We start from the raw sequence: 21,232 nt of genomic DNA, 5'->3' as shown, positions 1-21,232 counted from the left end.
TTTTATGAGCTCGCTTGAATTTCAGAATAACACGTCGCAATCCGACCCTGGATCAGACGGTCTGTCAGCGGCTCACAGCGCGTTGCTTAGCGCTGGCGCGAGGTTTGCAGAGGCGATAAGCGCAGCAAGGTGTGAATCGCGATTTTTTAGGAATTCAAGCAGTTGATTATTGTAATCCGACGATACAGCTTCGACAATTGAAGGTCTTTTTGTCAGCATTGCACGCCAGTGGGCCACTTTGGGTTTGCCCTCAAAAACTGAGTGGTCAAGGATTTGGTCAAAGACATCGAAGTACCGAAAGACTGGGCCGAAAACTGCGTCAACGAGACTAAAATCAGCACCGTTAAAGTAGGGCCCCTCGCCAATCTCCGTCTCTAAGCGGGTGAATTTTTCAGAGAGCGCAATCGATTTCTTGCTGAGGTTCTCAGAGTTATCCGCGTTATAGAACCCCGCAATATCGTTCAGAATAGCAGATCCAAACTCAACCCAAGCCCGGTCACGCGCACGTGTCAGAGGATTATTGGGATGAAGTGGGTTTGGTTGCGTATCTTCAAGATATTCCAGAATAACTGCGGATTCGAAGATTGGAGTATTCTCTGCCACCAATACAGGTGTTTTTCCAAGCGGCGAAATTTTTAGGAACCAGTCAGGTTTGTTCGAGAGGTCGATATACGTACGGTCAAACAAAACGCCTTTTTCTGCAAGTGAAATGGCTGCGCGTTGTACATAAGGGCACAGGTGGTGGCTGATCAGGTGAAGTGTCATTTGGTGATCCTTTAATATAGATGCAATCGCATCTATATGGGTGGATATATTTTAGAGTCAACCTTGATGCATTTGCATCTATATGTCATGAACCCGATATGGCTAAACAAATCAAAGATGAAACTATCGATCTGTGGAAAAGCCTTATGCGCGCAAGCGAACGTGCGCTCGCGTTTATCGAGGCCGAGTTGGCAACGCAGAGTTTGCCACCACTAAACTGGTATGACGCCCTGCTCGAAATCGAAAAGGCAGGAAAAGAAGGCATACGGCCATACGCGCTGAAGGATCAGTTATTGTTGCCGCAATACGGGACCTCGCGTTTATTGAACAAAATTGAAAACGCGGGGTTAATTTCCAGGATTGCCTGTGACTCAGACGGCAGGGGGCACGCTGTAAGAATTACGAAAGACGGAAGGGAAACCCGCCGAAAGATGTGGCCCGTTTATGAAGAGTGTTTGAAAAAACTGCTGGAAGACAGGTTTAGCGCGTCGGAAATAGAAAGTGTTGCTTCACGCCTTGATCAGATCAGCCCACCCGACAGGAAATGAAACCTTTTTCCAGGTTATGCAGCGAGCCCCTTTGATCCGAGATCCAGATATTTCTTTCGTCTGTCCTTGACCAGCGCATCAGGCTTTTTCTTTAAAAGTTCTGCCAGCGTTGTTTCCAGTGCACGACCTACTGCTTCTATTGCAGCGGTACGGTCGCGTTGTGCGCCACCAACAGGTTCTTTGATGACTGTATCTGCTACGCCCAGTTTAAGCAGATCTTGCGCAGTCAGACGCAATGCTTCGGCCGCTTCGCGCATTTTCTCCGCGTCCTTCCAAAGGATAGAGGCACATCCTTCAGGGCTGATCACCGAATAGATTGAATGTTCGAGCATCAAAATTTTGTTGCCCGTCGCGAATGCTACTGCACCGCCAGACCCGCCCTCGCCGATGATAACCGAAATTAACGGCACTTTGACCTGCAAACATTTTTCGGTTGAGCGTGCGATCGCCTCTGACTGGCCGCGCTCTTCTGCGCCTTTGCCGGGGTATGCACCCGGGGTGTCTACAAGTGTGATGATCGGAAGGCCAAATTTATCGGCCATTTCCATAAGCCGGATCGCTTTACGATACCCCTCTGGCCGTGCCATCCCGAAATTGCGCTCGATACGAGTTTTCGTATCGTTGCCCTTTTCGTGGCCAATGACCATCACCGCGGTATCGCCAAGCCGTGCAAGCCCACCCATGACTGCGTGGTCATCCGCAAAATTACGGTCTCCGGCGAGTGGCGTGTATTCTTTAAACAGCGCATTTATGTAATCTTTGCAATGCGGACGGTCAGGGTGGCGCGCGACCTGACATTTGCGCCATGGTGAAAGGTTTTTGTAGAGGTCGACCAGCATGGTCGCCGCCTTTTTATCCAACCCGGCGGCTTCTTGTTCGACGTCCATCTCTTCATTCGCACGCGCAAGGGCGCGCAGTTCTTCGGCTTTGCCTTCAATTTCGGCAAGCGGCTTTTCGAATTCGAGATAGTGGGTCATAATCTACTCCGGAAACCTGATCTGTCCGTATATGGCAATACCCGCTGCGCAATGCAACTCAGCAAGATTATGACGCGCAGATAAGCCTATGGCGAGTGGGATTTTCCTGCGTTTCCAAGTTCGATCAATCAAAAAAATTAATTAATGCGAATTGCGTATCAGTTTTAAGCAAAGGCTTGAAGGGCAATTCCAGGCGAAGTCAGAACCGGCATCTTTAGCTGGCTCAATAAAGAAGACGCGCCAGCCATCGATGCTTGCGCAAGCACGACGGTGTTTGTGTCAGGATGGTCAACAACATATGCGTTCACGGCCCCGGCAATGCAGGCCAGAAACGCCTCGTTTTCACCAGCTTCAAACAAGGGCCAAAACTGCTCAAGGAACATTGGTATGATCGTTGCGTCTGAATCAGTCGCTTCAATTTCCTGTTCCAAAAGCTCAGTGCTGGGGGTCCGCGTGCTTTCCAGACAAAATACCATCAGAATTTTTCCACCACGCCGCGCCGCTGCACTCATCATGGGCCGGTCTATTCGGATAGCACCAAGCTCTTCTGCGACCGGGCCCAAAGTTGTGCAGGTGCAAACAACAGGGCCGTCTGCAGTTTGCACCAACTCAGAAATCTCTGCATGCAAAGCAGAATCCATGCCATTTTCACGCGCGCGCGTCAGCCAGTCTTCGTGGATGTGCTGTACAAGTTCCAAATTTGGCGCAATTTGCTCTGCCAGTTTTGAAAAGGTTGCGTGATGCACCGTTGCTGTGTGCAAAAGCGTCAGTGGTTTTTCCATCGCGCCTATCCCGAATTCCTATGTGTCTTAATCGTTAATCATTTCTGACTGCCGGACAATCACTTCGGCCTGTTTAATGCTCGCGATATCAACCAAACGACCTTTGTAGACAGTTGCGCCTTCGCCGTTCGCCTTTGCGGTTTCCATTGCAGCAAGGATTTCACGTGCCTCGGTAACCTGTTCCTCTGAGGGTGTGAAGACCTCGTTCGCGATTGCAATCTGCTTTGGGTGGATCGCCCATTTGCCAACCATACCCAAAGTGGCCGAGCGTCGGGCTTGTGCGCGAAAGCCTTCATCATCGCTGAAATCGCCAAAGGGGCCGTCGACAGGCAAAACTCCGTGTGTGCGACATGCCGCAACAATTGCAGCCTGCGCCCAGTGCCACGGGTCGGACCAGTGTTTTTCGCCTTCACGGTACATGTAATAGTTTTCTTGCGTGCCGCCGATTCCGGTTGTCTGCATGCCCATCGACGCAGCAAAATCCGCAGCACCCAATGACATCGCCTGAAGTCGCGGGCTTGATGCAGCGATTTCTTCCACATGCGCGATACCAGCAGCACTTTCGATAATCACTTCAAAACTGATCGGCTTTGCGCGCCCCTTTGCGGCCTCGATGGCGCTGACCAGGGCATCAACCGCATAGATATCTGCTGTACACCCCACCTTCGGAATCATGATTTGATCCAACCGGTCGCCCGCCTGTTCCATCAGATCAACGACATCTTTGTACCAGTAGGGTGTATCGAGACCATTGATCCGGACGCTCAGGGTTTTGGTTCCCCAATCAACACCACTGATAGCTTCGATAACATTCTCACGCGCACTATCTTTGTCGGAAGGGGCGACAGAGTCTTCCAGATCAAGGTTGATAACATCTGCGGCGCTAGCGGCCATCTTTTCAAAGATCGCGGGGCGCGAGCCCGGGCCAAACAATTGGCAACGGTTCGGACGGGCTGGAGCAGCGGGTTGAATGCGAAAGCTCATAGAATTGGCCTCTCGGTAATGATGTTACGTTATGGATTGCTGGAGGGATAGAATATTGCGTCATGCTGCGCAAGCAGCATTGCTTGCAACTGCAGCAATTCAAGCTAAGCGACTATAAAGAGCTACTCGCGATAGTTTGTTTAGAATCAAATTTGGTGAGAGGAGAAAAATGAAGTATTGTGAATAAAAGAGTATATATTATTCTAAGAAATTCTAATTCTCACGAATAAACGTGCATCAATAAGTAATATTGCCACGTATCTTGCGAAATATTCCCTGCCAAAATTGTGAATAATAGAGACTGATTTTTCTGGGGGCTGACATGATCGAAACACCATACCTTCTTTTTCTCGGCGATGCGCCGGACCAACTCGCAGCAAAAGTTGCGCAGGGTATCAAGGATTGGCGCCCTGAAAACGCCGTTGGTCAGTTTCGGTTACCCGGATGTGGCGCCGACGTTGGGCTTAAGGATCTCAGCCTTGCAGAAGCGCAAGCCGCTGGCGCCAAAACACTGGTCATTGGTGTCGCCAACCGCGGCGGCTATATCTCAGCAGCATGGAAAGCTGTGCTGATTGAGGCGCTCGAGATGGGGTTTGACCTTGCTTCTGGTTTGCACAACCTGTTGCGCGACGAAGGTGATCTTGTCGCCGCTGCGCAAACTCACGGCGGCACCGTGCACGACGTGCGGGTTCCGACGGTCTGGTACCCAATCGCGAATGGTGAAAAGCGTACGGGAAAGCGCTGCCTGGCGGTTGGGACGGACTGTTCCGTTGGCAAAATGTACACTGCTCTGGCGATGGATGCCGAGATGCAGAAACGGGGAATGAATACCTCGTTTCGCGCGACGGGTCAGACTGGTATCCTGATCACAGGCCAAGGTGTGCCACTTGATGCAGTGATCGCCGATTTTATGGCGGGTGCTGTTGAATATCTTACGCCCAACAATGACGACGATCATTGGGATCACATTGAAGGGCAGGGGTCACTTTTTCACGTTTCCTATTCTGGTGTCACGATGGCGTTGCTCCACGGTGGGCAGCCAGACGCGTTGATCCTTGCGCATGAGCCGACACGCAACCACATGCGTGGTCTGCCGGGATATGATTTGCCCTCGCTGGAAGAGCTGCGTGATACTGCTTTGCCTTTGGCACGGGTTTCAAACCCGGCCTGTCAGGTTGTCGGTGTTTCTGTGAACACGCAACACCTGAGCGATGATGAAGCACTTAGCTATCTGGCAGAGGTTGAGGCACGCATGGGCATTCCTGCGGTTGACCCGTTCCGTCAGGGGGCGGCGCGTCTGGTGGATGCACTCGCCACGCTCTGAAACCTCTCTACGTTTCCTTGCAAAAACATTCCACTCGGGTGAAGAGTGCCTACAAGGAAACGCCAGATGCCGGGAGGCAACATATGGAACTCTTAATCACCCCGGATGTGTTCAAGCTGGCGCAGGTTTTCACGATTTCGCGGGGGTCACGGACCGAAGCGAAAGTGCTGACCGTACGCGCGACAGAAGGCGAAAAAACTGGCTGGGGGGAATGTGTTCCTTATGCGCGGTACGGCGAAATGCTCGAGTCTGTGGCGGATCAGATCGCAAGTTTGCCATCAGATTTGGATCGGGTGTCGCTTGCTGGTCTTCTTCCCGCAGGTGCCGCGCGCAATGCTGTTGACTGCGCACTTTGGGATCTGGAGGCAAAACATGCAGGCAAGCGTGTATGGCAGTTGGCGGGTCTTGCGAAACCTGGGCCGGAGATTACGGCCTATACCTTGTCGCTCGACACCCCGGAAAAAATGCGTGCGCAGGCAGCCAAGAATGCACACCGTCCATTGCTGAAAATCAAACTCGGCACGCCCGACGACATGGGGCGGCTTGAAGCCGTGCGAGCAGGCGCACAGAAATCCCGCATCATTGTTGATGCGAACGAAGGCTGGACAGCTGAGGTTTATGCGGACCTCGCGCCCCACCTGCTGCGGCTTGGTGTTGAGCTTGTGGAGCAGCCGCTTCCTGCGGGTGCGGACGACATGCTTTCAGAAATCGAGCGGCCTTTGCCCGTCTGTGCAGACGAAAGCTGCCACGACCGGGCGAGCCTGCCTGATTTGAAGGGTAAGTATGACGTAGTGAACATCAAGCTCGACAAAACTGGCGGGTTGACCGAGGCGCTTGCCTTGCGCGACGAGGCGTTGAAGCAAGGCTACGACGTTATGGTTGGTTGTATGGTTGGATCTTCACTTGCAATGGCCCCTGCGACGCTTGTTGCGCAGGGTGCATTGGTAACAGACCTTGACGGGCCGCTTCTGTTAGCCGAAGACCGCGATAACGCATTGCAGTTTGACGACGCCGGGGTACACCCACCTGTGGCCGAACTTTGGGGTTGAGGAGAGATAAGATGAGCCGGACAGTTTATGTAAACGGATCTTTCGTGCCGGAAGAGGCCGCCAAGGTTTCAGTCTTTGACCGCGGATTTCTGTTTGCTGATGGTGTATACGAAGTAACCAGCGTTCTGGGCGGTAAACTGATTGATTTTGCAGGTCACGCCAAACGGCTGGAGCGGTCTCTGAACGAGCTTGATATGGCAGCACCCTGCACCATGGATGAATTGCTTAAAATTCACCGTGAACTGGTGCGTCTGAACGAAGTTGACGAAGGCCTCGTCTATTTGCAGGTGACGCGCGGAGCCGCAGACCGGGATTTTGTTTTCCCCGAAGGTGTTGCCCCAACGCTTGTGCTGTTCACCCAGTCAAAAACGTTGATCGACAGTCCGGCCGCGAAAAAAGGTGCCAAGATCATTTCGATTGAAGATATCCGCTGGGGGCGCCGCGACATCAAAACCGTGCAGTTGCTGTACCCGTCTATGGGTAAGATGATGGCAAAGGCTGCAGGTGCGGATGACGCCTGGCTGGTCGAAGATGGTTTCGTGACCGAAGGCACAAGCAACAACGCCTATATCGTCAAGAATGGCCGGATTATCACCCGTCAGCTTTCAACTGACATTCTGCACGGGATCACCCGCGCTGCCGTTCTGCGTTTCGCGCGCGAGGCCCAGATGGAAGTCGAAGAACGCCCTTTCACCATTGAAGAGGCGATGGACGCGGATGAAGCCTTTACAACATCTGCTTCTGCTTTTGTTATGCCGGTGGTTTCCGTTGATGGGGCAGAGCTTGGCGATGGAACGCCGGGTCCAGTTGCAAAACGCCTGCGCGAAATTTATCTCGATGAAAGTCAGAAGGTCGCGGTCTGATATATTTCTGGCTTATCGGAGATATGAAGCCGTTAGGCACCCTGTAGACGGTTCAAATTCCCAGTTATGCCAACTGGTTTGCGTTGCTGCGCCTGGCCTTTCGAGCTCCGCACACACTCTGAAAGCTGTTGGTGAGATAGGTTCATATCGATAGGGCACATCAGTAAAAGGATCTGAAAGGCGGACATCTCTGCTACAGCTTTCGATTTGTCCGAGTTCTTCGGGAAGCGTATTCTGATTTGAATCGGCAACGCATTCAACGAATGAAGCTAACTCTCTGAGGTCGGTTATCCGTGCTTCGTCACGTTTTTCCATGCGCCCCGCGGTCGGGCCCCCAACGACAACCAGTCCCACGATGACGGCTACAACTACAATCAGCGCGATCAGGATCTGGGGGAGGTACTCAGAGCGCATCTTTTTTCTCGTTGGTTTCCTTGCTGAAATAGAAAAATATGATACCTGCAACGACAGCAACAACAATTGACTTCGCAATGAAGCGCAAGGTTAGATCACCGCTCAACAAGGCAAAGATCGCGTACATCAGATCACCCAGCAAAGAGATTGATGCGATAAACAGCGTGATGTATCCAAACCATTTCCTGACGCCAGACCGGCTTTTACCAGGGTCAACGCGGGTTTCGCGCGTTGCACGAGTATTCAGGATAAGAAAAAGCGGCGCAAAGACGATAAGCGAGGCGATCGACCAACGCATTTGTCCAAGCGCGTAGCTGGCGGGCCGGATATCTGAGGGATCGGGAAGCCAGCGGTCAATCAGGTTGAAGGATAAAGTGGTTAAATGCCACGCGGTCATACCCAAAGCAGCAAACATCAGGCCGTAGAAAAATGCTTCTTGCGCCGAAACGTACGCGCGAGGTCGCGGCACTGGCGGCGAAAAATCACTGTCCACCCAGGCATTTAAAGAGTCAGATATCTCGTTCGGGGCCCACCCCGCTTTTGCCAGTGCCTCAGAAATTTCATCACGCGATCTGCCAGCGGCAAGGGCGTCATGTACAAAAACGGCTATTTGATCAGCTGGGCGCATGTTGGTCAGCCTTAAAGCAAGTGATGGTTTTTCTAAATGTAAGATAGCCAAAAGAGGCATGATCGCGCAATGACAGGTAATTAGTTAGCTTGGTACTTACTACAGTTTCACTTTCTCGCTGAAATAACATGCCCCGAAGTCGGAAAAACCGCTTCGCCAGATTGGACCACATATTTCGAAAGCGTCCGGTCTGAGTGTTCAAGAACTTCTTTAATCCTGGCTTCTCCAAGATGAATATCGAATAGAGGTAGCCAACCGCGAAGTTCGGCTTCGACCATGCTCTGCGAACTTGGGAAACGGGCGGACTCGACCTTCGTTTCGACAATGATATCGCTGAAACCCGCACGTTCAAGCAAAGTCATAACGTCGCCATGGTTTCCCAATGTGAATGGCAGATGCACAGCGTCTGCCGCAGCTACGCCAACATGTTCTCGCAGGACGGAAATGATCTCTTCATACGTGGGGTTCTCCTCGATCGTGTTCCACACCGAAATCGCGAGTTTGCCGCCGGGCTTGAGGATCCGAAACATCTCGTGAACTGCCGCTTCCCGGTCCTCAAAAAACATCATCCCGAACTGTGACATGGTGCAGTCGAAAGATGCGTCTTCCAGCGCTAGCGCTTCGGCATGACCGAGCACCCAATCGATGTTGGCTTCCAATTCCTTAGCCGCTGCAATCATACCCGGTGCCGCGTCAACACCGACGACACTGCCAGCGACGCCAACGCGAGACAGGGCATCCCGTGCGAGCACGCCGGTACCACAGGCAATATCAAGAACGTGGTCACCTTCGTGCACCCCTACCGCTTCAAGGAGATGTTTGGTCCAAGGTGCAAACAGAGCGGGCACGAAAAGTCTTTCATAGCCTCGCCCCGCCTCGAGCAGTTCAGTGGGAACAGGATCACTCATCGGTCAGGCACTTCTATTTCTCATTTCCTTTGATGATCCTGCCACTGGCGACAGATTCTGGCAACGCCGTTCGCATATAACGGCAACTAAAGGCCCAACGCTGACCGGGCACAAAGGTTTTCATTTTTGGAACAGTTGCAGGCTCTGGTCTCAGCACCATCAGTTTTTTTGTGTCCATCCAACGAGCAGATATTTGAAGCCTTACCGCTCTCCCACATTTTCTCGGAAGGCGACTTCGAACTCGGCCTGTTTTTCAGGGCTGGCTTCGGCTTGGTATTTTTCTTTCCACTCGGCAGAGGGCATTCCGAGAAACGCCTCGCGGCCTTCTTCCTTGCTCATCTCAATGCCGCGTTCGTTGGCAGCTTCCTGATACCATCTTGAAAGGCAATTCCGGCAGAACCCTGAAAGGTTCATCATATCGATGTTCTGGACGTCTGTCCGTTCTCTTAGATGATCCCGCAGACGACGAAACGCGGCAGCTTCCAGTTCGGTTCGTGTGGCTTTGTCCATCATAGATTCCTTGCTCTGTTTACAGGACGCGTTTCGCGTAGGTTTCGCGGTCAATGTCTTTGATGTCGACTGTCAGACTTCCGACATCAGGCAATGTGGCGACGAGCGCTTTTAAAATCAAGTTTGTTAGGCGCGCCTTTGATTCCGTGTCACGCCCTGACAGAAGGCGAACGGTGGCATGGGCAAAGCTTTGCGGCTCCTGGCCAATATACACATAGGGGCAAGGCAGTGCCCGCACCTTGACTGCGCCAGTGTCCGGGAAAATTCCATTGTCACACGCCACTTTGAAAAGTTTTTCACATAGCGCCTGCATGTCATGCGATTGATCGAGTGTAGCGGAATATTCAACAACAATATGCGGCATCGTTTCTTTCTATAGGCCGGTCTCGGCAAGAACTTCCTGAAGGATTGGTGCCAGCCTTTCCGCCCAAGCCACCTGTTGTTCGTCGGTCCGGATTAGGTCGTTACGGATTTCGATCAAAACGTTCGGGTGGCCATTGTCGATTGCGTGCCGATCAATCGCATCACCGGGCAGGTGCCCGCCATAGGGCTCATTTGCACCAATGCAAAGATCAGTTTCTTTGCTCAGACGGTCCAGCAATGGCAGCGCAAGACGTGTGTCATCAGCATAGAGAAGCCCGACGTGCCATGGACGTGGCGAGCGCCCGCTCAGCTGAGGTGTAAAGCTGTGGATTGAAAGGATCACCGGTGTCTCACGGGACGCAATCAATTTGGTCAACGCGTCGTGATACGGGCGGTAATAGGCGTTGAGACGACGCTCGATTTCCTCTCCGTCTGCATGGCGGTTGGCTGGAACAATTGTCCCGTCGTAAAGCTTCATCAAAAGCGTCGGGTCGTCTTCGCCCCGATTCGGGTCAATCACGAGGCGCGAAAAGTTGCTTAGAATTGCAGGCGCATTCAGCAGCTCTGCTAGGGCCCATGTAACACCAGCGGCCCCAACATCATACGCAATGTGGCGCGCCATATCTTCGGAGGGCAGGCCAAGATCACCTCCGCCGACTTCTGCTGGTACGGTGTTGGTTGCATGGTCACAAGTGACGACCCAGCGCGCGGGGCGGTCTGCGCCGATGATGTGAAACGGGTGGTAGTTGGCTGGTTGGTGATACGTCATGATTCTGTTAAAAATTTCGGCTCATTCTCTTTACGCAATGCGTTTGAAAAGCGCCAGTTGTCACGTTGCTGATTTTGCGCCATATAAGGTGCCGGCTCACCAGACATGACACACTAATACAAGGAACGGGGCAATATGAGGCGCCTTCGAAATGTTAAGATCGTGGCTACACTGGGCCCGGCATCGAATGACTACGAGACAATAAGGGCACTGTTTGAGGCAGGTGCCGATGTATTCCGCCTGAATATGAGCCACGGGGACCACGAAGAAATTCGGGCACGTCACGCCATAATTCGGCAAATTGAAAAAGACTTGGGTAGACCCATTGCAATTCTGGCTGACCTTCAGGGGCCAAAACTACGCTGCGGTGTTTTCGCAAACGAGGAAGAAGAGCTTGAGGTGGGGCAGACGTTCCGTCTTGATCTTGACGACAAACCAGGCGATGCGAACCGCGTTCAGCTTCCGCACAAGGAAATCTTTGACGCGCTTGAACCAGGTGCAAGCCTTTTGGTCAACGACGGTAAGATTCGCTTGAAGGTAGATACCTGCGGTGCAGATTTCGCAAACTGCAGCGTAGTCGTTGGCGGGACAATTTCAAACAGAAAGGGCGTGAATGTCCCTGATGTGGTGTTGCCGCTGGCTGCGTTGTCGAAAAAGGACCGCGCAGATCTGGAGTTTGTCTGCGATTTGGGCGTCGATTGGCTGGCGTTGTCTTTTGTGCAACGTCCTGAAGATGTCGAGGAAGCGCGAGAACTGGCTAAAGGCAGGGCTGCGATCTTGTCGAAGATTGAAAAACCTTCCGCGGTCACTGCATTTACAGAAATTTTAGCAGCCTCTGACGGGATTATGGTTGCGCGGGGCGATCTGGGCGTAGAATTGCCGGTCCAAAATGTACCGCCTATTCAGAAACGTCTGGTTCGGGCGTGCCGAGCAGCGGCAAAACCCGTTATCGTGGCAACACAAATGTTGGAAAGCATGATCGAAAGTCCGGTGCCTACACGGGCAGAGGTTTCTGACGTTGCAACCGCAATCTATGAAGGCACAGATGCGATTATGCTGTCAGCTGAATCGGCGGCGGGGAGTTACCCGGTCGAGGCGGTGATGACGATGAATAACGTCGCCATAGAGGTAGAGTGTGATCCGACGTATCGCGAAGTGATTGAGGCAAGTCGCAAGGCAGACCGTAAAACAATTGCGGATGGCATTGTTGCTGCGGCGCGTGAAATTGCAGAAACGACCGATATCAAGGCGATCTGCTGTTTCACGCAATCGGGTACAACTGCGTTGCTTGTCGCGCGTGAACGGCCTCGCGTGCCGATCATTGCTTTAACGCCGTTGGAACGTACAGCCCGGCGTCTGTGTTTGAGCTGGGGAACCAACTGCGTTCGAACCGGAGAAGTTGACAGATTTAAATCTGCAGTTGTAAGTGCTGCTCGCGCTGCACGCAAAGGTGGCTATGCGACTGAAAAAGACCAGATTGTTGTCACTGCAGGGGTGCCATTCAACATACCGGGAACAACAAATATCCTGCGTGTCGCACCTTGCGAGGAAAGGTTGATTTTTCGTACCGATCCGGAATAGTGTTTCCATGATTGAGCCTTAGGGGGCGCGACGTGGACTCTGATCTGTTTCTTGTATTTGGCCTTGTTCTGGCCGGGCTTGCTTTTCCATCGCTTATTAATGCGTTTTCTGAAAGTCGCGCACCAAAAGCAGCGTTTTTCTTGTTCGCGGTCAGCGGCGTGATGATTGCTATTGCGATTTTTCAGAAACCCAGCGGCTACAGCTTCCAGGATATCCCGGCAGCTTTTGTTCGGGTCTTTTCGATGATGGTGAACTAGCGATTTTTCACTTGTAACTAAGGCTATTGGCGCATATACGGCGCTCTCTGACTGCGCGACCGGCCAAGTTGGCATGCCGAGTCGCGTCTGAACCGCTTAAAGAGGAGACGGAAATGCCGAAGATGAAGACAAAGTCGAGCGCTAAGAAGCGCTTTAAAGTGACAGCTTCCGGAATGGTCAAAGCTGGTCAGGCAGGCAAACGCCACGGCATGATCAAACGGACAAACAAGTTTCTCCGTAATTCACGCGGGACAACCACCCTGTCCGCACCTGACGCGAAAATCGTCAAGTCCTACATGCCATACGATCGCTAAGGAGAAGCCGATATGTCACGCGTTAAAGGTGGTACCGTAACCCACGCCCGTCACAAGAAAATCATCAAAGCCGCTAAAGGTTATTATGGTGCCCGTAGCACAAACTACCGCACCGCAACCCAGGCTGTTGATAAAGCAAATCAATATGCAACCCGCGACCGCAAGAACCGCAAGCGCAATTTCCGTGCTTTGTGGATCCAGCGGATCAACGCAGCCGTGCGCAGCCATGATGAAGCACTGACTTATTCTCGCTTCATCAACGGTCTTTCGCTGGCCGGGATCGAAGTCGACCGTAAGGTTCTGGCTGATCTCGCCGTGCACGAGCCTGAAGCGTTTACAGCCATCGTCGATAAGGCGAAGGCCGCGCTCGCGTAAGAACCCCGTTCTTTCGGGACATGATTTAGCCGCGAGCCCGTGATCGGGACTCGCGGCTTTTCTTTTTAAACACCTTCGCTTGCCTGCAGCCAGTCTTCCTCTCAAATCTCACAGAGAAACAGCAACGGCTTGAACTCCGGCAATCTTGTGGTAGCACGTGCGAAACAAACTGGAGGATCGGATGGACGATCTGAGGCAAAAGTATCTGGATGCAATCGCCGGGGCGGCAGATGAGGCGTCGCTGGAAGATTTGCGCGTGCAAGCCGTGGGTAAAAAGGGCGAAGTTGCGCTGAAAATGCGCGAGCTTGGCAAGATGACTCCGGAAGAACGGCTTGTCGTCGGACCAAAGCTGAACGCACTGAAGGACGAGATCAACTCAGCACTAGCAGCGAAAAAAGCAGGGCTTGCCGATAAGGCGCTTGATGAACGGCTTCGCACAGAATGGCTTGATGTTACACTGCCTGGTCGCGGCAGACGTGAAGGCACCATTCATCCGGTGTCCCAAGTCACCGAAGAAGTTGCTGCGATTTTCGCCGATATGGGATTTACCGTTGCCGAAGGCCCGCAGATTGAAAATGACTGGTACAATTTTGATGCGCTGAACATCCCGCCGCATCACCCAGCGCGGCAGGAATTTGATACGTTTTACATGCACCGCGCTGCCGATGATGACCGTCCGCCACATGTGTTGCGGACCCACACAAGCCCGGTTCAGATCCGTGAGATGGAAAAGACGGGTGCGCCCATCCGGGTGATCGCACCGGGGCGGGTGTACCGTTCGGATTATGACCAGACCCATACACCGATGTTCCATCAGATCGAGGGTATGGCAATTGGCAAAGACATCTCTATGGCAAACCTCAAATGGGTACTGGAGGAATTCTTTGCAGCGTTCTTTGAAATTGACGGTATCAAAACCCGCTTTCGCGCGTCGCATTTTCCGTTCACGGAACCTTCGGCCGAAGTGGACATTCAGTGTTCCTGGGTTGATGGGCAGTTGCGTATCGGTGAAGGCGACGACTGGATGGAAGTGCTTGGTTCCGGCATGATGCACCCCAAGGTGCTGCAAGCTGGTGGCGTTGACCCGGACAAATGGCAAGGCTTTGCCTTTGGAATGGGGATCGACCGGATCGCGATGCTGAAATACGGCATTCCGGACCTTCGCGCGTTCTTTGACAGTGATCTGCGCTGGTTGCGCCACTACGGGTTCAGCGCGCTTGATATGCCAACGCTGCACGGTGGCCTTAGCCGCTAAGAATGCTTGACTCATAACTCTGAACCGCTGACGCTCTGTCCGAAACATCGACAGGGGGTCAAGCATGGATCAGCGCGTTGCAGCATCAGAATTTCAATTGCGGAGCCGGTGTGAAGGCGGCGGCACATCCAAGCTGAACGCCTGGGGTGCGGATTCTGACTATGGGGTTTTGCGCTCGGTCCTTCTCGGCCCAATCGAAAACTATAAATGGCTGGAAACAAGCTCTGTCTCCAAAAAATCGTTGCGGCGCGGGGTGGAATTCAACCTGGACACTGCCAAGGCACAGTTTGCGGAAATGGTGTCTGCTTATCAGTCCGCCGGGGTAGAGGTGCATTCCCACGCAGGTGATCCGCATCTGCCCTATCAGGTCTACGCGCGCGACAGTTCTATCATGACGCCCTACGGCGCGATCATCACCAACATGGCGCAGTGGTGGCGGCGCGGCGAAAACTTTCGCGCGATCGAAACCTATCAGCGCCTTGGCATCCCGATTTACGACTACATAACCGCAGGCACCTTCGAGGGTGGCGATTTCAACGTGATTGAACCCGGTTGCGTGCTGATCGGCTGGGAAGGGAATGAAGGCCGCAGTCAGGAACAGGCTGCACTGCAATTGCAAGGCTGGTTCGAGGCGGAAGGCTGGGAAGTGAAACTGGCCGACATCGACCCCTTTTATGTGCACATCGACATTATGGTGGTGATGCTGGCGCCTAAACTGGCTGCCGTATGTCTGGACTGCACCGACCCCGAGATCGTGAAATGGCTGCGCGCAAAGAATATAGAGATCATCCCGGTACCGTTTCAGGAAACCATGGAGCTTGGCTGTAACGTCGTCGCACTGGGTGACGACAGGGTTCTTTTACCCGAGGGTTCCAAAACGCTGAAGGCCGCGCTGAAGGCGCATGGTTTTGCGGTTTATGACCCTGATCTGTCGATGATCACCCAAGGCGGCGGCGGTGTTCATTGCATGTGCCAAAGCCTGATCCGTGATCCGGGCTAAGCGGGCCTTTTCGTTCCCGGTAATATCCGTTAAACGCACGGGGAACTTTGGACAGGTTGAACGCCTGCCATGATAAATATTGCTCGAAGAGCATGCGGAGACCGATTTATGAAATTCACACTCTCCTGGCTGAAAACACACCTCGATACCGAGGTGCGCCTTGATGACATCGTTTATGCCCTCACTGATCTTGGTCTTGAGGTGGAAGAGGTAATGAACCCTGCGAATACGCTGGGCGCGTTTACCCTTGGCTATGTGAAATCGGCAGAGAAACACCCCGATGCTGACCGGCTGCGCGTGTGTCAGGTGGAAACCGATGAAGGTGTGAAACAGATCATCTGTGGTGCACCAAACGCGCGCGAAGGTATTACCGTTGTTGTCGCCAAACCCGGCACCTACGTGCCCGGCATCGACACCACCATTCAGATCGGCAAAATCCGCGGCATCGAAAGCCACGGCATGATGGCGTCAGAGCGTGAAATGGAACTGTCTGACGAGCACGATGGGATTATCGAGCTGTCAGGCGGCACCGTTGGTCAGAAATTTGTCGACTACCTTGCAGAAACTGATCCGGCCAAAGTGGACCCCGTGATTGATATTGCGATTACACCAAACCGTCAGGATGCGCTGGGTGTGCGTGGTATTGCGCGTGATCTGGCAGCGCGTGGTCTTGGTACATTGAAGCCCGCACCAACAGCCAATGTGGCAGGCACATTCGACAGCCCGATCACTGTCAGCATTGACGATGATACCCGCACAGACGGTTGCGAGGTTTTCATGGGTCGCCTGATTAAAGGCGTGAAAAATGGCCCAAGCCCCGAATGGCTGCAAAAATGGCTGCGGGCGATTGGGCTGCGGCCAATCTCGGCGCTTGTTGATATTACAAACTTTTTCACCGTGGATCAGAACCGCCCTCTGCACGTTTTTGATGCGGACAAAGTGCAGGGCAACCTTCGGGTGCATCGCGCGAAAGGCGGCGAAACCCTGACAGCATTGGATGAGAAGGACTATACCTTGTCTGAAGGTATGGTCGTGATTTCGGATGACAATGGTATCGAAAGCATTGCCGGTATCATGGGTGGATTGCACACCGGTTGCACCACTGAAACCCAAAATGTGTTTCTTGAAGCTGCTGTCTGGGACACGATCCAGATCGCAAAAACTGGACGGGTGCTCAAAATCAATTCCGATGCGCGGTATCGGAACGAACGCGGGATCGACCCCGCGTTTAACGCTCTGGCGATTGAGCTTGCGACGCAGATGATACTCGATTTTTGCGGTGGCGAAGCCTCAAACGTTGTGGTTGCAGGTGAGGTGCCCGATACCTCGCGGGCTTACAAGCTTGATACGGATCGCGTGCAATCGCTTGTTGGTATGGAGATTGCTGCCGATACGCAGCGCGAGACACTCACAGCACTTGGCTTCAGGCTTGATGGTGACATGGCGCATGTGCCGAGTTGGCGGCCTGATGTACAGGGCTCCGCCGATCTGGTGGAAGAGGTGGCGCGCGTCGCCTCGCTGACCAAACTGGAAGGACGGCCAATGGCGCGGGCTTCGGTTGGGGTGCCCAAAGCCATTCTGACCCCGATGCAAAACCGCGAAAGCATGGCGCGGCGAACGTCTGCGGCGCTCGGCTACAATGAATGCGTGACCTATAGCTTCATCGATCAGGAAAGTGCCGCATTGTTTGGCGGTGGTGACACTGCAACGATGCTGGACAACCCGATTTCCAGCGAGATGAGCCATATGCGTCCCGCACTTTTACCCGGATTGCTGCAAGCGGCTGCACGTAATCAGGCACGTGGGTTCATGGACCTTGCGTTGTTTGAAGTAGGGCCAGCGTTTCATGGTGGTGAGCCCGGGGAGCAGCATCTTTTAGCAACAGGTATTTTGGTTGGCCACACAAACGCGAAAGACGTGCACGGCAGCCGCCGCCCCGTCGATATTTATGATGCGAAAGCGGACGCCGAAGCGGTGCTTTCAGCGATCGGCGCACCCGCAAAAGTACAGATATTGCGCGGTGTGCAGGATTTCTGGCATCCGGAGCGTAGTGGCAAGATTTGTCTGGGACCTAAAAAGGTGCTGGCGGTCTTTGGTGAAATTCACCCTAAAGTACTGGCTGCGATGGATGTAAAAGGCCCTGCTGTCGGCTTCACCGTGTTCCTCGAAGAACCACCCTTCCCTAAAAACAAATCTGCGACCCGTTCAGCATTGGCCATCAGCGACCTTCAGGCAGTAGAGCGTGACTTTGCCTTTGTCGTTGACAAGGATGTTGAAGCGCTGGCGCTGGTGAATGCCGCCGCTGGCACCGATAAGGTGTTGATTGAAAGCGTTCGGTTGTTTGACGAATTCACAGGCGAAAAGGCCGAGGCGCAGCTGGGAGAAGGCAAGAAATCGCTCGCGATAACGGTGCGGTTGCAACCCAAAGACAAAACCCTTGCCGAGAAAGATATCGAGGCGGTTGGACTGAGGATCGTTGAGAAAGTCGCCAAGGCAACGGGCGGTGTTTTGCGCGGATAGGCTTTGTGCCTCCGGCGGGGATATTTTTAGGAAAAAGAAAGGGGTAACCCCCTTTTAGGGAGAACGCGAGATGCTGAAGGTTTATCTGTCAGGTGAAATTCATACCGATTGGCGCGAGCAGATCATTGAGGGGGCGGCAAAGCTGGATGTTAGTTTTGACAGCCCGGTGACCGATCATGAATCATCTGATGATTGTGGTGTTGCGATTCTGGGGGCCGAGCCAAACAAGTTCTGGTATGATAACAAAGGCGCAAAAGTGAATGCGATCCGTACCCGCAAAGGAATTACGGATGCAGACGTGGTAGTTGTGCGGTTTGGTGAAAAATACAAACAGTGGAACGCAGCCTTTGACGCAGGATACGCCGCCGCACTGGGCAAATCGCTGATTGTTCTGCATGGGCCGGATCACAGCCATGCGCTTAAAGAGGTTGACGCGGCTGCCCTGGCTGTTGCCGAGGAGCCGCGTCAGGTTGTTGAAATACTGCGTTACGTTTTGACCGGCAGCTTGCCGGGCTGAACCTTATCTACGCAGCAGTCGTTATGATTTCTTCACGCGGGGGCTGAACAAACCCGGCCTGAACGGCAGGCCGTTCCAAAAAGCGATCAAGGTATGCAGGTATGTTTTTGAGAGTGTCCCAACCTACCGCTTCACCAGCTTCGTAAAAATCACGCACGGTACGCAGCCAGGGTGCAATGGCAATATCGGCAATGGAGTAGGTGCCGGAAATCCAGCGTCTACCTTCGAGTTGCCGGTCAATCACGCCAATAATGCGTTTGGATTCGTCAATGTAACGTTTTGCCGGGCGAGGATCATCGATTTCCGACCCTGCGAATTTGGTAAAATATCCCATTTGGCCAAACATTGGCCCAACGCCGCCCATTTGAAACATTAGCCATTGCAGAACCTGATAGCGCCCAGCTGTGTCAGCCGGAAGAAGCTTGCCCGATTTCTCTGCAAGGTAAATCAGGATCGCGCCACTTTCGAACAAGCCAATTGGTGCGCCGTCTGGGCCATTCGGATCTACAATAGCCGGGATCTTGTTGTTTGGGTTGAGTGACAGGAATTCAGGGCTTTTCACATCGGCATCTGAAAGCGTGATCCGGTGAGCCTCGTATGGCAGGCCTATCTCTTCGAGCATGATTGATGCTTTTACCCCGTTCGGGGTGGGGAACGAATAAAGCTGCAATATTTCGGGATTTTCGGCGGGCCAACGCTTTGTAATTGGGAAGTTGCCAAGCGCGTTCATGTTAAATCTCCTTAATTCACTTAGGGGGAGATGTAGGTATGAATTCCCCGAGACCTACTCGAATTTACTAGCGATATGTGCATAGTTGCCGTGCGCAGGCGAACAGAACCAGAAGACCGGCGCACCGAACAGGACAAGGGATGCAAATATGTTAAATGAGTTCAAAGATTTTATCGCCAAGGGCAACGTCATGGACATGGCCGTTGGAATCATTATCGGTGCGGCGTTCACCGCAATTGTCGGGTCGCTGGTGGCTGACCTGATTAACCCGATCATCAGTTTGTTTACAGGTGGTATCGACTTTTCCAGTATGGGTGTAAAACTGGGCGAAGGCGAAGATGGCGCTGTATTTGCTTATGGCAATTTCATTATGGCCATCATCAATTTTCTGATTATCGCATTTGTTGTCTTCATGCTCGTCAAAGCAGTAAACAGCGCAAAGAAGAAAGAAGAAGAGGCACCAGTGGCTGATCCGGGCCCCAGCGAGCTGGATGTCCTTATGGAAATCCGCGACTCGCTCAAAAAGTAAGCCTCCGATGAAAAACGGCCAGCAGAATAAGCTGGCCGTTTTTCATTATTTATCTGTTTTAAAGAACAGAACTGGCGTCCACTGTCTCAAGGCCAAGTGCCTCTCCGACGGCTGCATAGGTGAGTTTGCCAGCATGCACGTTCAGACCGTTCAGCAGGTGCTTGTCGTCTGCACAGGCTTTCTTCCAGCCTTTGGTCGCAAGAGCCAGCATGAATGGCAACGTGGCGTTCCCAAGGGCAATGGTTGACGTACGGGCCACTGCGCCAGGCATATTTGCAACGCAATAGTGCATGATGCCATCAACATCATAAATCGGATCCTGATGCGTTGTTGCGTGCGATGTCTCAAAGCAACCACCCTGATCAATTGCCACGTCGACAATTGCAGCACCCGGCTTCATTTCAGACAACTGCGCACGTGAAATCAGTTTTGGTGCAGCCGCACCATGAACGAGCACGGCCCCAATAACCAAGTCAGCCTGACGAACAAGTTCGATCGTGCTTCCTGCGGAGGAATACTGGTTCTTGAACAAGCCGCCAAAGACATCATCAAGATAGCGCAAGCGAGGCAGAGACCGATCAAGCACAGTCACATCCGCGCCCATACCGGCAGCGACCTTTGCTGCATGTGTGCCAACGACACCACCACCAATAACGACAACGCGTGCCGGACCAACACCAGGTACGCCACCCATCAAAACACCACGCCCACCATTGGCCTTTTGCAGCGTCCACGCCCCAACTTGTGGCGCGAGCCGCCCGGCAACTTCGGACATCGGGGCAAGCAGCGGCAGACCACCCCGGTCATCCGTCACTGTTTCATATGCGATACAAGTCGCGCCGCTTTCGAGAAGGTCTTTGGTTTGCGCGGGGTCAGGGGCGAGGTGCAGATATGTGAAGAGCAACTGCCCTTCGCGTAGCATTTTACGCTCTACAGGCTGAGGTTCCTTGACCTTTACGATCATGTCTGCGGTGGCAAACACTTCCTCTGCGGTGCCAAGAATACTGGCGCCAACAGCGACATAATCTTCGTCGCTAAAACCTGAACCGACACCGGCACTTGTTTCAATGACAACGCTGTGGCCGCGGCCTACGGCCTCTTGTGCTGCATTTGGTGTGATGCCAACACGGAATTCCTGTGGTTTGATCTCTTTTGGGCAACCGATTTTCATGGGGTTCTCCTCCCTGTCTAACTGCTTGCCATATTGTCGAGGTTTCAGCGCAATTGTTTGGGAAAAACAATGATGCAAATCATTATTTTTCGATGTATC

At 53.0% G+C, this 21,232-nt stretch carries 24 protein-coding genes; 13 read left to right on the top strand and 11 right to left on the bottom strand.

What is annotated here, in order from left to right; all coding sequences use genetic code 11:
• Positions 1 to 72: 72 nt before the first annotated feature.
• Positions 73 to 765 (bottom strand): glutathione S-transferase family protein, encoded by a 693-nt coding sequence (locus J4E70_RS10950; protein WP_213889344.1) that lies wholly within the window; start codon positions 763 to 765, stop codon positions 73 to 75.
• Between the two features lie 98 nt (positions 766 to 863).
• Between J4E70_RS10950 and J4E70_RS10945 the strand changes: the two genes are divergently transcribed.
• Positions 864 to 1,313, top strand: a complete 450-nt coding sequence (locus tag J4E70_RS10945; RefSeq protein ID WP_213889342.1) for a MarR family winged helix-turn-helix transcriptional regulator — start codon at positions 864 to 866, stop codon at positions 1,311 to 1,313.
• Positions 1,314 to 1,327: 14 nt separating this feature from the next.
• On the opposite strand, the gene J4E70_RS10940 is transcribed toward J4E70_RS10945, so the two are convergent.
• The 3 genes from J4E70_RS10940 to J4E70_RS10930 all read right to left on the bottom strand — a co-directional run bounded on the left by J4E70_RS10940 (position 1,328) and on the right by J4E70_RS10930 (position 4,056).
• A complete protein-coding gene (locus tag J4E70_RS10940) occupies positions 1,328 to 2,290 on the bottom strand; it encodes an acetyl-CoA carboxylase carboxyltransferase subunit alpha (RefSeq protein ID WP_213889340.1) in 963 nt (320 codons plus the stop codon).
• A gap of 164 nt (positions 2,291 to 2,454) precedes the next feature.
• Positions 2,455 to 3,072, bottom strand: coding sequence for a lysophospholipid acyltransferase family protein (locus tag J4E70_RS10935; RefSeq protein WP_213889339.1), 618 nt, complete (start codon positions 3,070 to 3,072; stop codon positions 2,455 to 2,457).
• A 27-nt stretch (positions 3,073 to 3,099) separates the two neighbouring features.
• A complete protein-coding gene (locus J4E70_RS10930; RefSeq protein ID WP_213889337.1) occupies positions 3,100 to 4,056 on the bottom strand; it encodes an L-malyl-CoA/beta-methylmalyl-CoA lyase in 957 nt (318 codons plus the stop codon).
• A 322-nt stretch (positions 4,057 to 4,378) separates the two neighbouring features.
• Here J4E70_RS10930 and dgcN point away from each other — a divergent pair, with 322 nt between their 5' ends.
• From dgcN to J4E70_RS10915, 3 genes are all read left to right on the top strand, one after another.
• Positions 4,379 to 5,380 carry an N-acetyltransferase DgcN gene (dgcN, locus tag J4E70_RS10925; RefSeq protein WP_213889335.1) on the top strand — a complete coding sequence of 334 codons (1,002 nt, stop codon included), beginning with the start codon at positions 4,379 to 4,381 and terminating at the stop codon, positions 5,378 to 5,380.
• An 83-nt stretch (positions 5,381 to 5,463) separates the two neighbouring features.
• A complete protein-coding gene (dgcA, locus tag J4E70_RS10920) occupies positions 5,464 to 6,429 on the top strand; it encodes an N-acetyl-D-Glu racemase DgcA (protein WP_213889334.1) in 966 nt (321 codons plus the stop codon).
• Positions 6,430 to 6,440: 11 nt separating this feature from the next.
• Positions 6,441 to 7,292: a D-amino-acid transaminase gene (locus J4E70_RS10915; protein ID WP_213889333.1), complete on the top strand. Its 852-nt coding sequence runs from the start codon at positions 6,441 to 6,443 to the stop codon at positions 7,290 to 7,292.
• Between the two features lie 403 nt (positions 7,293 to 7,695).
• Here J4E70_RS10915 and J4E70_RS10910 read toward each other — a convergent pair whose 3' ends face one another.
• From J4E70_RS10910 to J4E70_RS10890, 5 genes are all read right to left on the bottom strand, one after another.
• Positions 7,696 to 8,334 (bottom strand): DUF5671 domain-containing protein, encoded by a 639-nt coding sequence (locus J4E70_RS10910; protein WP_213889330.1) that lies wholly within the window; start codon positions 8,332 to 8,334, stop codon positions 7,696 to 7,698.
• Between the two features lie 107 nt (positions 8,335 to 8,441).
• Positions 8,442 to 9,242, bottom strand: a complete 801-nt coding sequence (locus tag J4E70_RS10905; protein ID WP_213889328.1) for a class I SAM-dependent methyltransferase — start codon at positions 9,240 to 9,242, stop codon at positions 8,442 to 8,444.
• A gap of 201 nt (positions 9,243 to 9,443) precedes the next feature.
• Positions 9,444 to 9,752, bottom strand: a complete 309-nt coding sequence (locus tag J4E70_RS10900; protein ID WP_213889326.1) for a DUF1244 domain-containing protein — start codon at positions 9,750 to 9,752, stop codon at positions 9,444 to 9,446.
• 19 nt (positions 9,753 to 9,771) lie between these two features.
• Positions 9,772 to 10,116: a 5-carboxymethyl-2-hydroxymuconate Delta-isomerase gene (locus J4E70_RS10895; protein WP_213889324.1), complete on the bottom strand. Its 345-nt coding sequence runs from the start codon at positions 10,114 to 10,116 to the stop codon at positions 9,772 to 9,774.
• A 9-nt stretch (positions 10,117 to 10,125) separates the two neighbouring features.
• On the bottom strand, positions 10,126 to 10,884 hold the full coding sequence (locus J4E70_RS10890) for an N-formylglutamate amidohydrolase (protein ID WP_213889322.1): 759 nt from the start codon (positions 10,882 to 10,884) through the stop codon (positions 10,126 to 10,128).
• Between the two features lie 135 nt (positions 10,885 to 11,019).
• Between J4E70_RS10890 and pyk the strand changes: the two genes are divergently transcribed.
• From pyk to J4E70_RS10850, 8 genes are all read left to right on the top strand, one after another.
• The gene (pyk, locus tag J4E70_RS10885; protein ID WP_213889321.1) at positions 11,020 to 12,465 is read left to right on the top strand and encodes a pyruvate kinase; all 1,446 of its coding nucleotides are present in this window, start codon (positions 11,020 to 11,022) and stop codon (positions 12,463 to 12,465) included.
• Between the two features lie 32 nt (positions 12,466 to 12,497).
• Positions 12,498 to 12,722 carry a hypothetical protein gene (locus J4E70_RS10880; protein ID WP_213889319.1) on the top strand — a complete coding sequence of 75 codons (225 nt, stop codon included), beginning with the start codon at positions 12,498 to 12,500 and terminating at the stop codon, positions 12,720 to 12,722.
• Between the two features lie 113 nt (positions 12,723 to 12,835).
• Positions 12,836 to 13,036 carry a 50S ribosomal protein L35 gene (gene rpmI / locus J4E70_RS10875; protein ID WP_213889314.1) on the top strand — a complete coding sequence of 67 codons (201 nt, stop codon included), beginning with the start codon at positions 12,836 to 12,838 and terminating at the stop codon, positions 13,034 to 13,036.
• Positions 13,037 to 13,048: 12 nt separating this feature from the next.
• Positions 13,049 to 13,411 (top strand): 50S ribosomal protein L20, encoded by a 363-nt coding sequence (gene rplT / locus J4E70_RS10870; protein ID WP_213889312.1) that lies wholly within the window; start codon positions 13,049 to 13,051, stop codon positions 13,409 to 13,411.
• A 181-nt stretch (positions 13,412 to 13,592) separates the two neighbouring features.
• Positions 13,593 to 14,666 (top strand): phenylalanine--tRNA ligase subunit alpha, encoded by a 1,074-nt coding sequence (gene pheS, locus J4E70_RS10865; RefSeq protein ID WP_213889310.1) that lies wholly within the window; start codon positions 13,593 to 13,595, stop codon positions 14,664 to 14,666.
• A gap of 64 nt (positions 14,667 to 14,730) precedes the next feature.
• A complete protein-coding gene (locus J4E70_RS10860) occupies positions 14,731 to 15,666 on the top strand; it encodes a dimethylarginine dimethylaminohydrolase family protein (protein ID WP_213889306.1) in 936 nt (311 codons plus the stop codon).
• Positions 15,667 to 15,774: 108 nt separating this feature from the next.
• Positions 15,775 to 18,186, top strand: coding sequence for a phenylalanine--tRNA ligase subunit beta (gene pheT / locus J4E70_RS10855; protein WP_213889302.1), 2,412 nt, complete (start codon positions 15,775 to 15,777; stop codon positions 18,184 to 18,186).
• A 70-nt stretch (positions 18,187 to 18,256) separates the two neighbouring features.
• Entirely contained in the window at positions 18,257 to 18,703 is a 447-nt protein-coding gene (locus J4E70_RS10850; protein WP_213889300.1) for a YtoQ family protein, read from the top strand.
• Between the two features lie 7 nt (positions 18,704 to 18,710).
• On the opposite strand, the gene J4E70_RS10845 is transcribed toward J4E70_RS10850, so the two are convergent.
• Positions 18,711 to 19,433: a glutathione S-transferase N-terminal domain-containing protein gene (locus J4E70_RS10845; protein ID WP_213889299.1), complete on the bottom strand. Its 723-nt coding sequence runs from the start codon at positions 19,431 to 19,433 to the stop codon at positions 18,711 to 18,713.
• A gap of 148 nt (positions 19,434 to 19,581) precedes the next feature.
• On the opposite strand from J4E70_RS10845, the gene mscL reads away from it, so the two are divergent.
• Positions 19,582 to 19,962, top strand: coding sequence for a large-conductance mechanosensitive channel protein MscL (gene mscL / locus J4E70_RS10840; RefSeq protein ID WP_213889296.1), 381 nt, complete (start codon positions 19,582 to 19,584; stop codon positions 19,960 to 19,962).
• Between the two features lie 58 nt (positions 19,963 to 20,020).
• On the opposite strand, the gene ald is transcribed toward mscL, so the two are convergent.
• Positions 20,021 to 21,133: an alanine dehydrogenase gene (ald, locus tag J4E70_RS10835; RefSeq protein WP_213889294.1), complete on the bottom strand. Its 1,113-nt coding sequence runs from the start codon at positions 21,131 to 21,133 to the stop codon at positions 20,021 to 20,023.
• Positions 21,134 to 21,232 lie beyond the last annotated feature (99 nt).

This window comes from Pseudohalocynthiibacter aestuariivivens (assembly GCF_018457175.1).
Classification (GTDB): Bacteria; Pseudomonadota; Alphaproteobacteria; order Rhodobacterales; family Rhodobacteraceae; genus Pseudohalocynthiibacter; species Pseudohalocynthiibacter aestuariivivens.
Note: the sequence above shows the minus strand (reverse complement) of the source record. Positions and strands in the feature narration are given on the sequence as shown.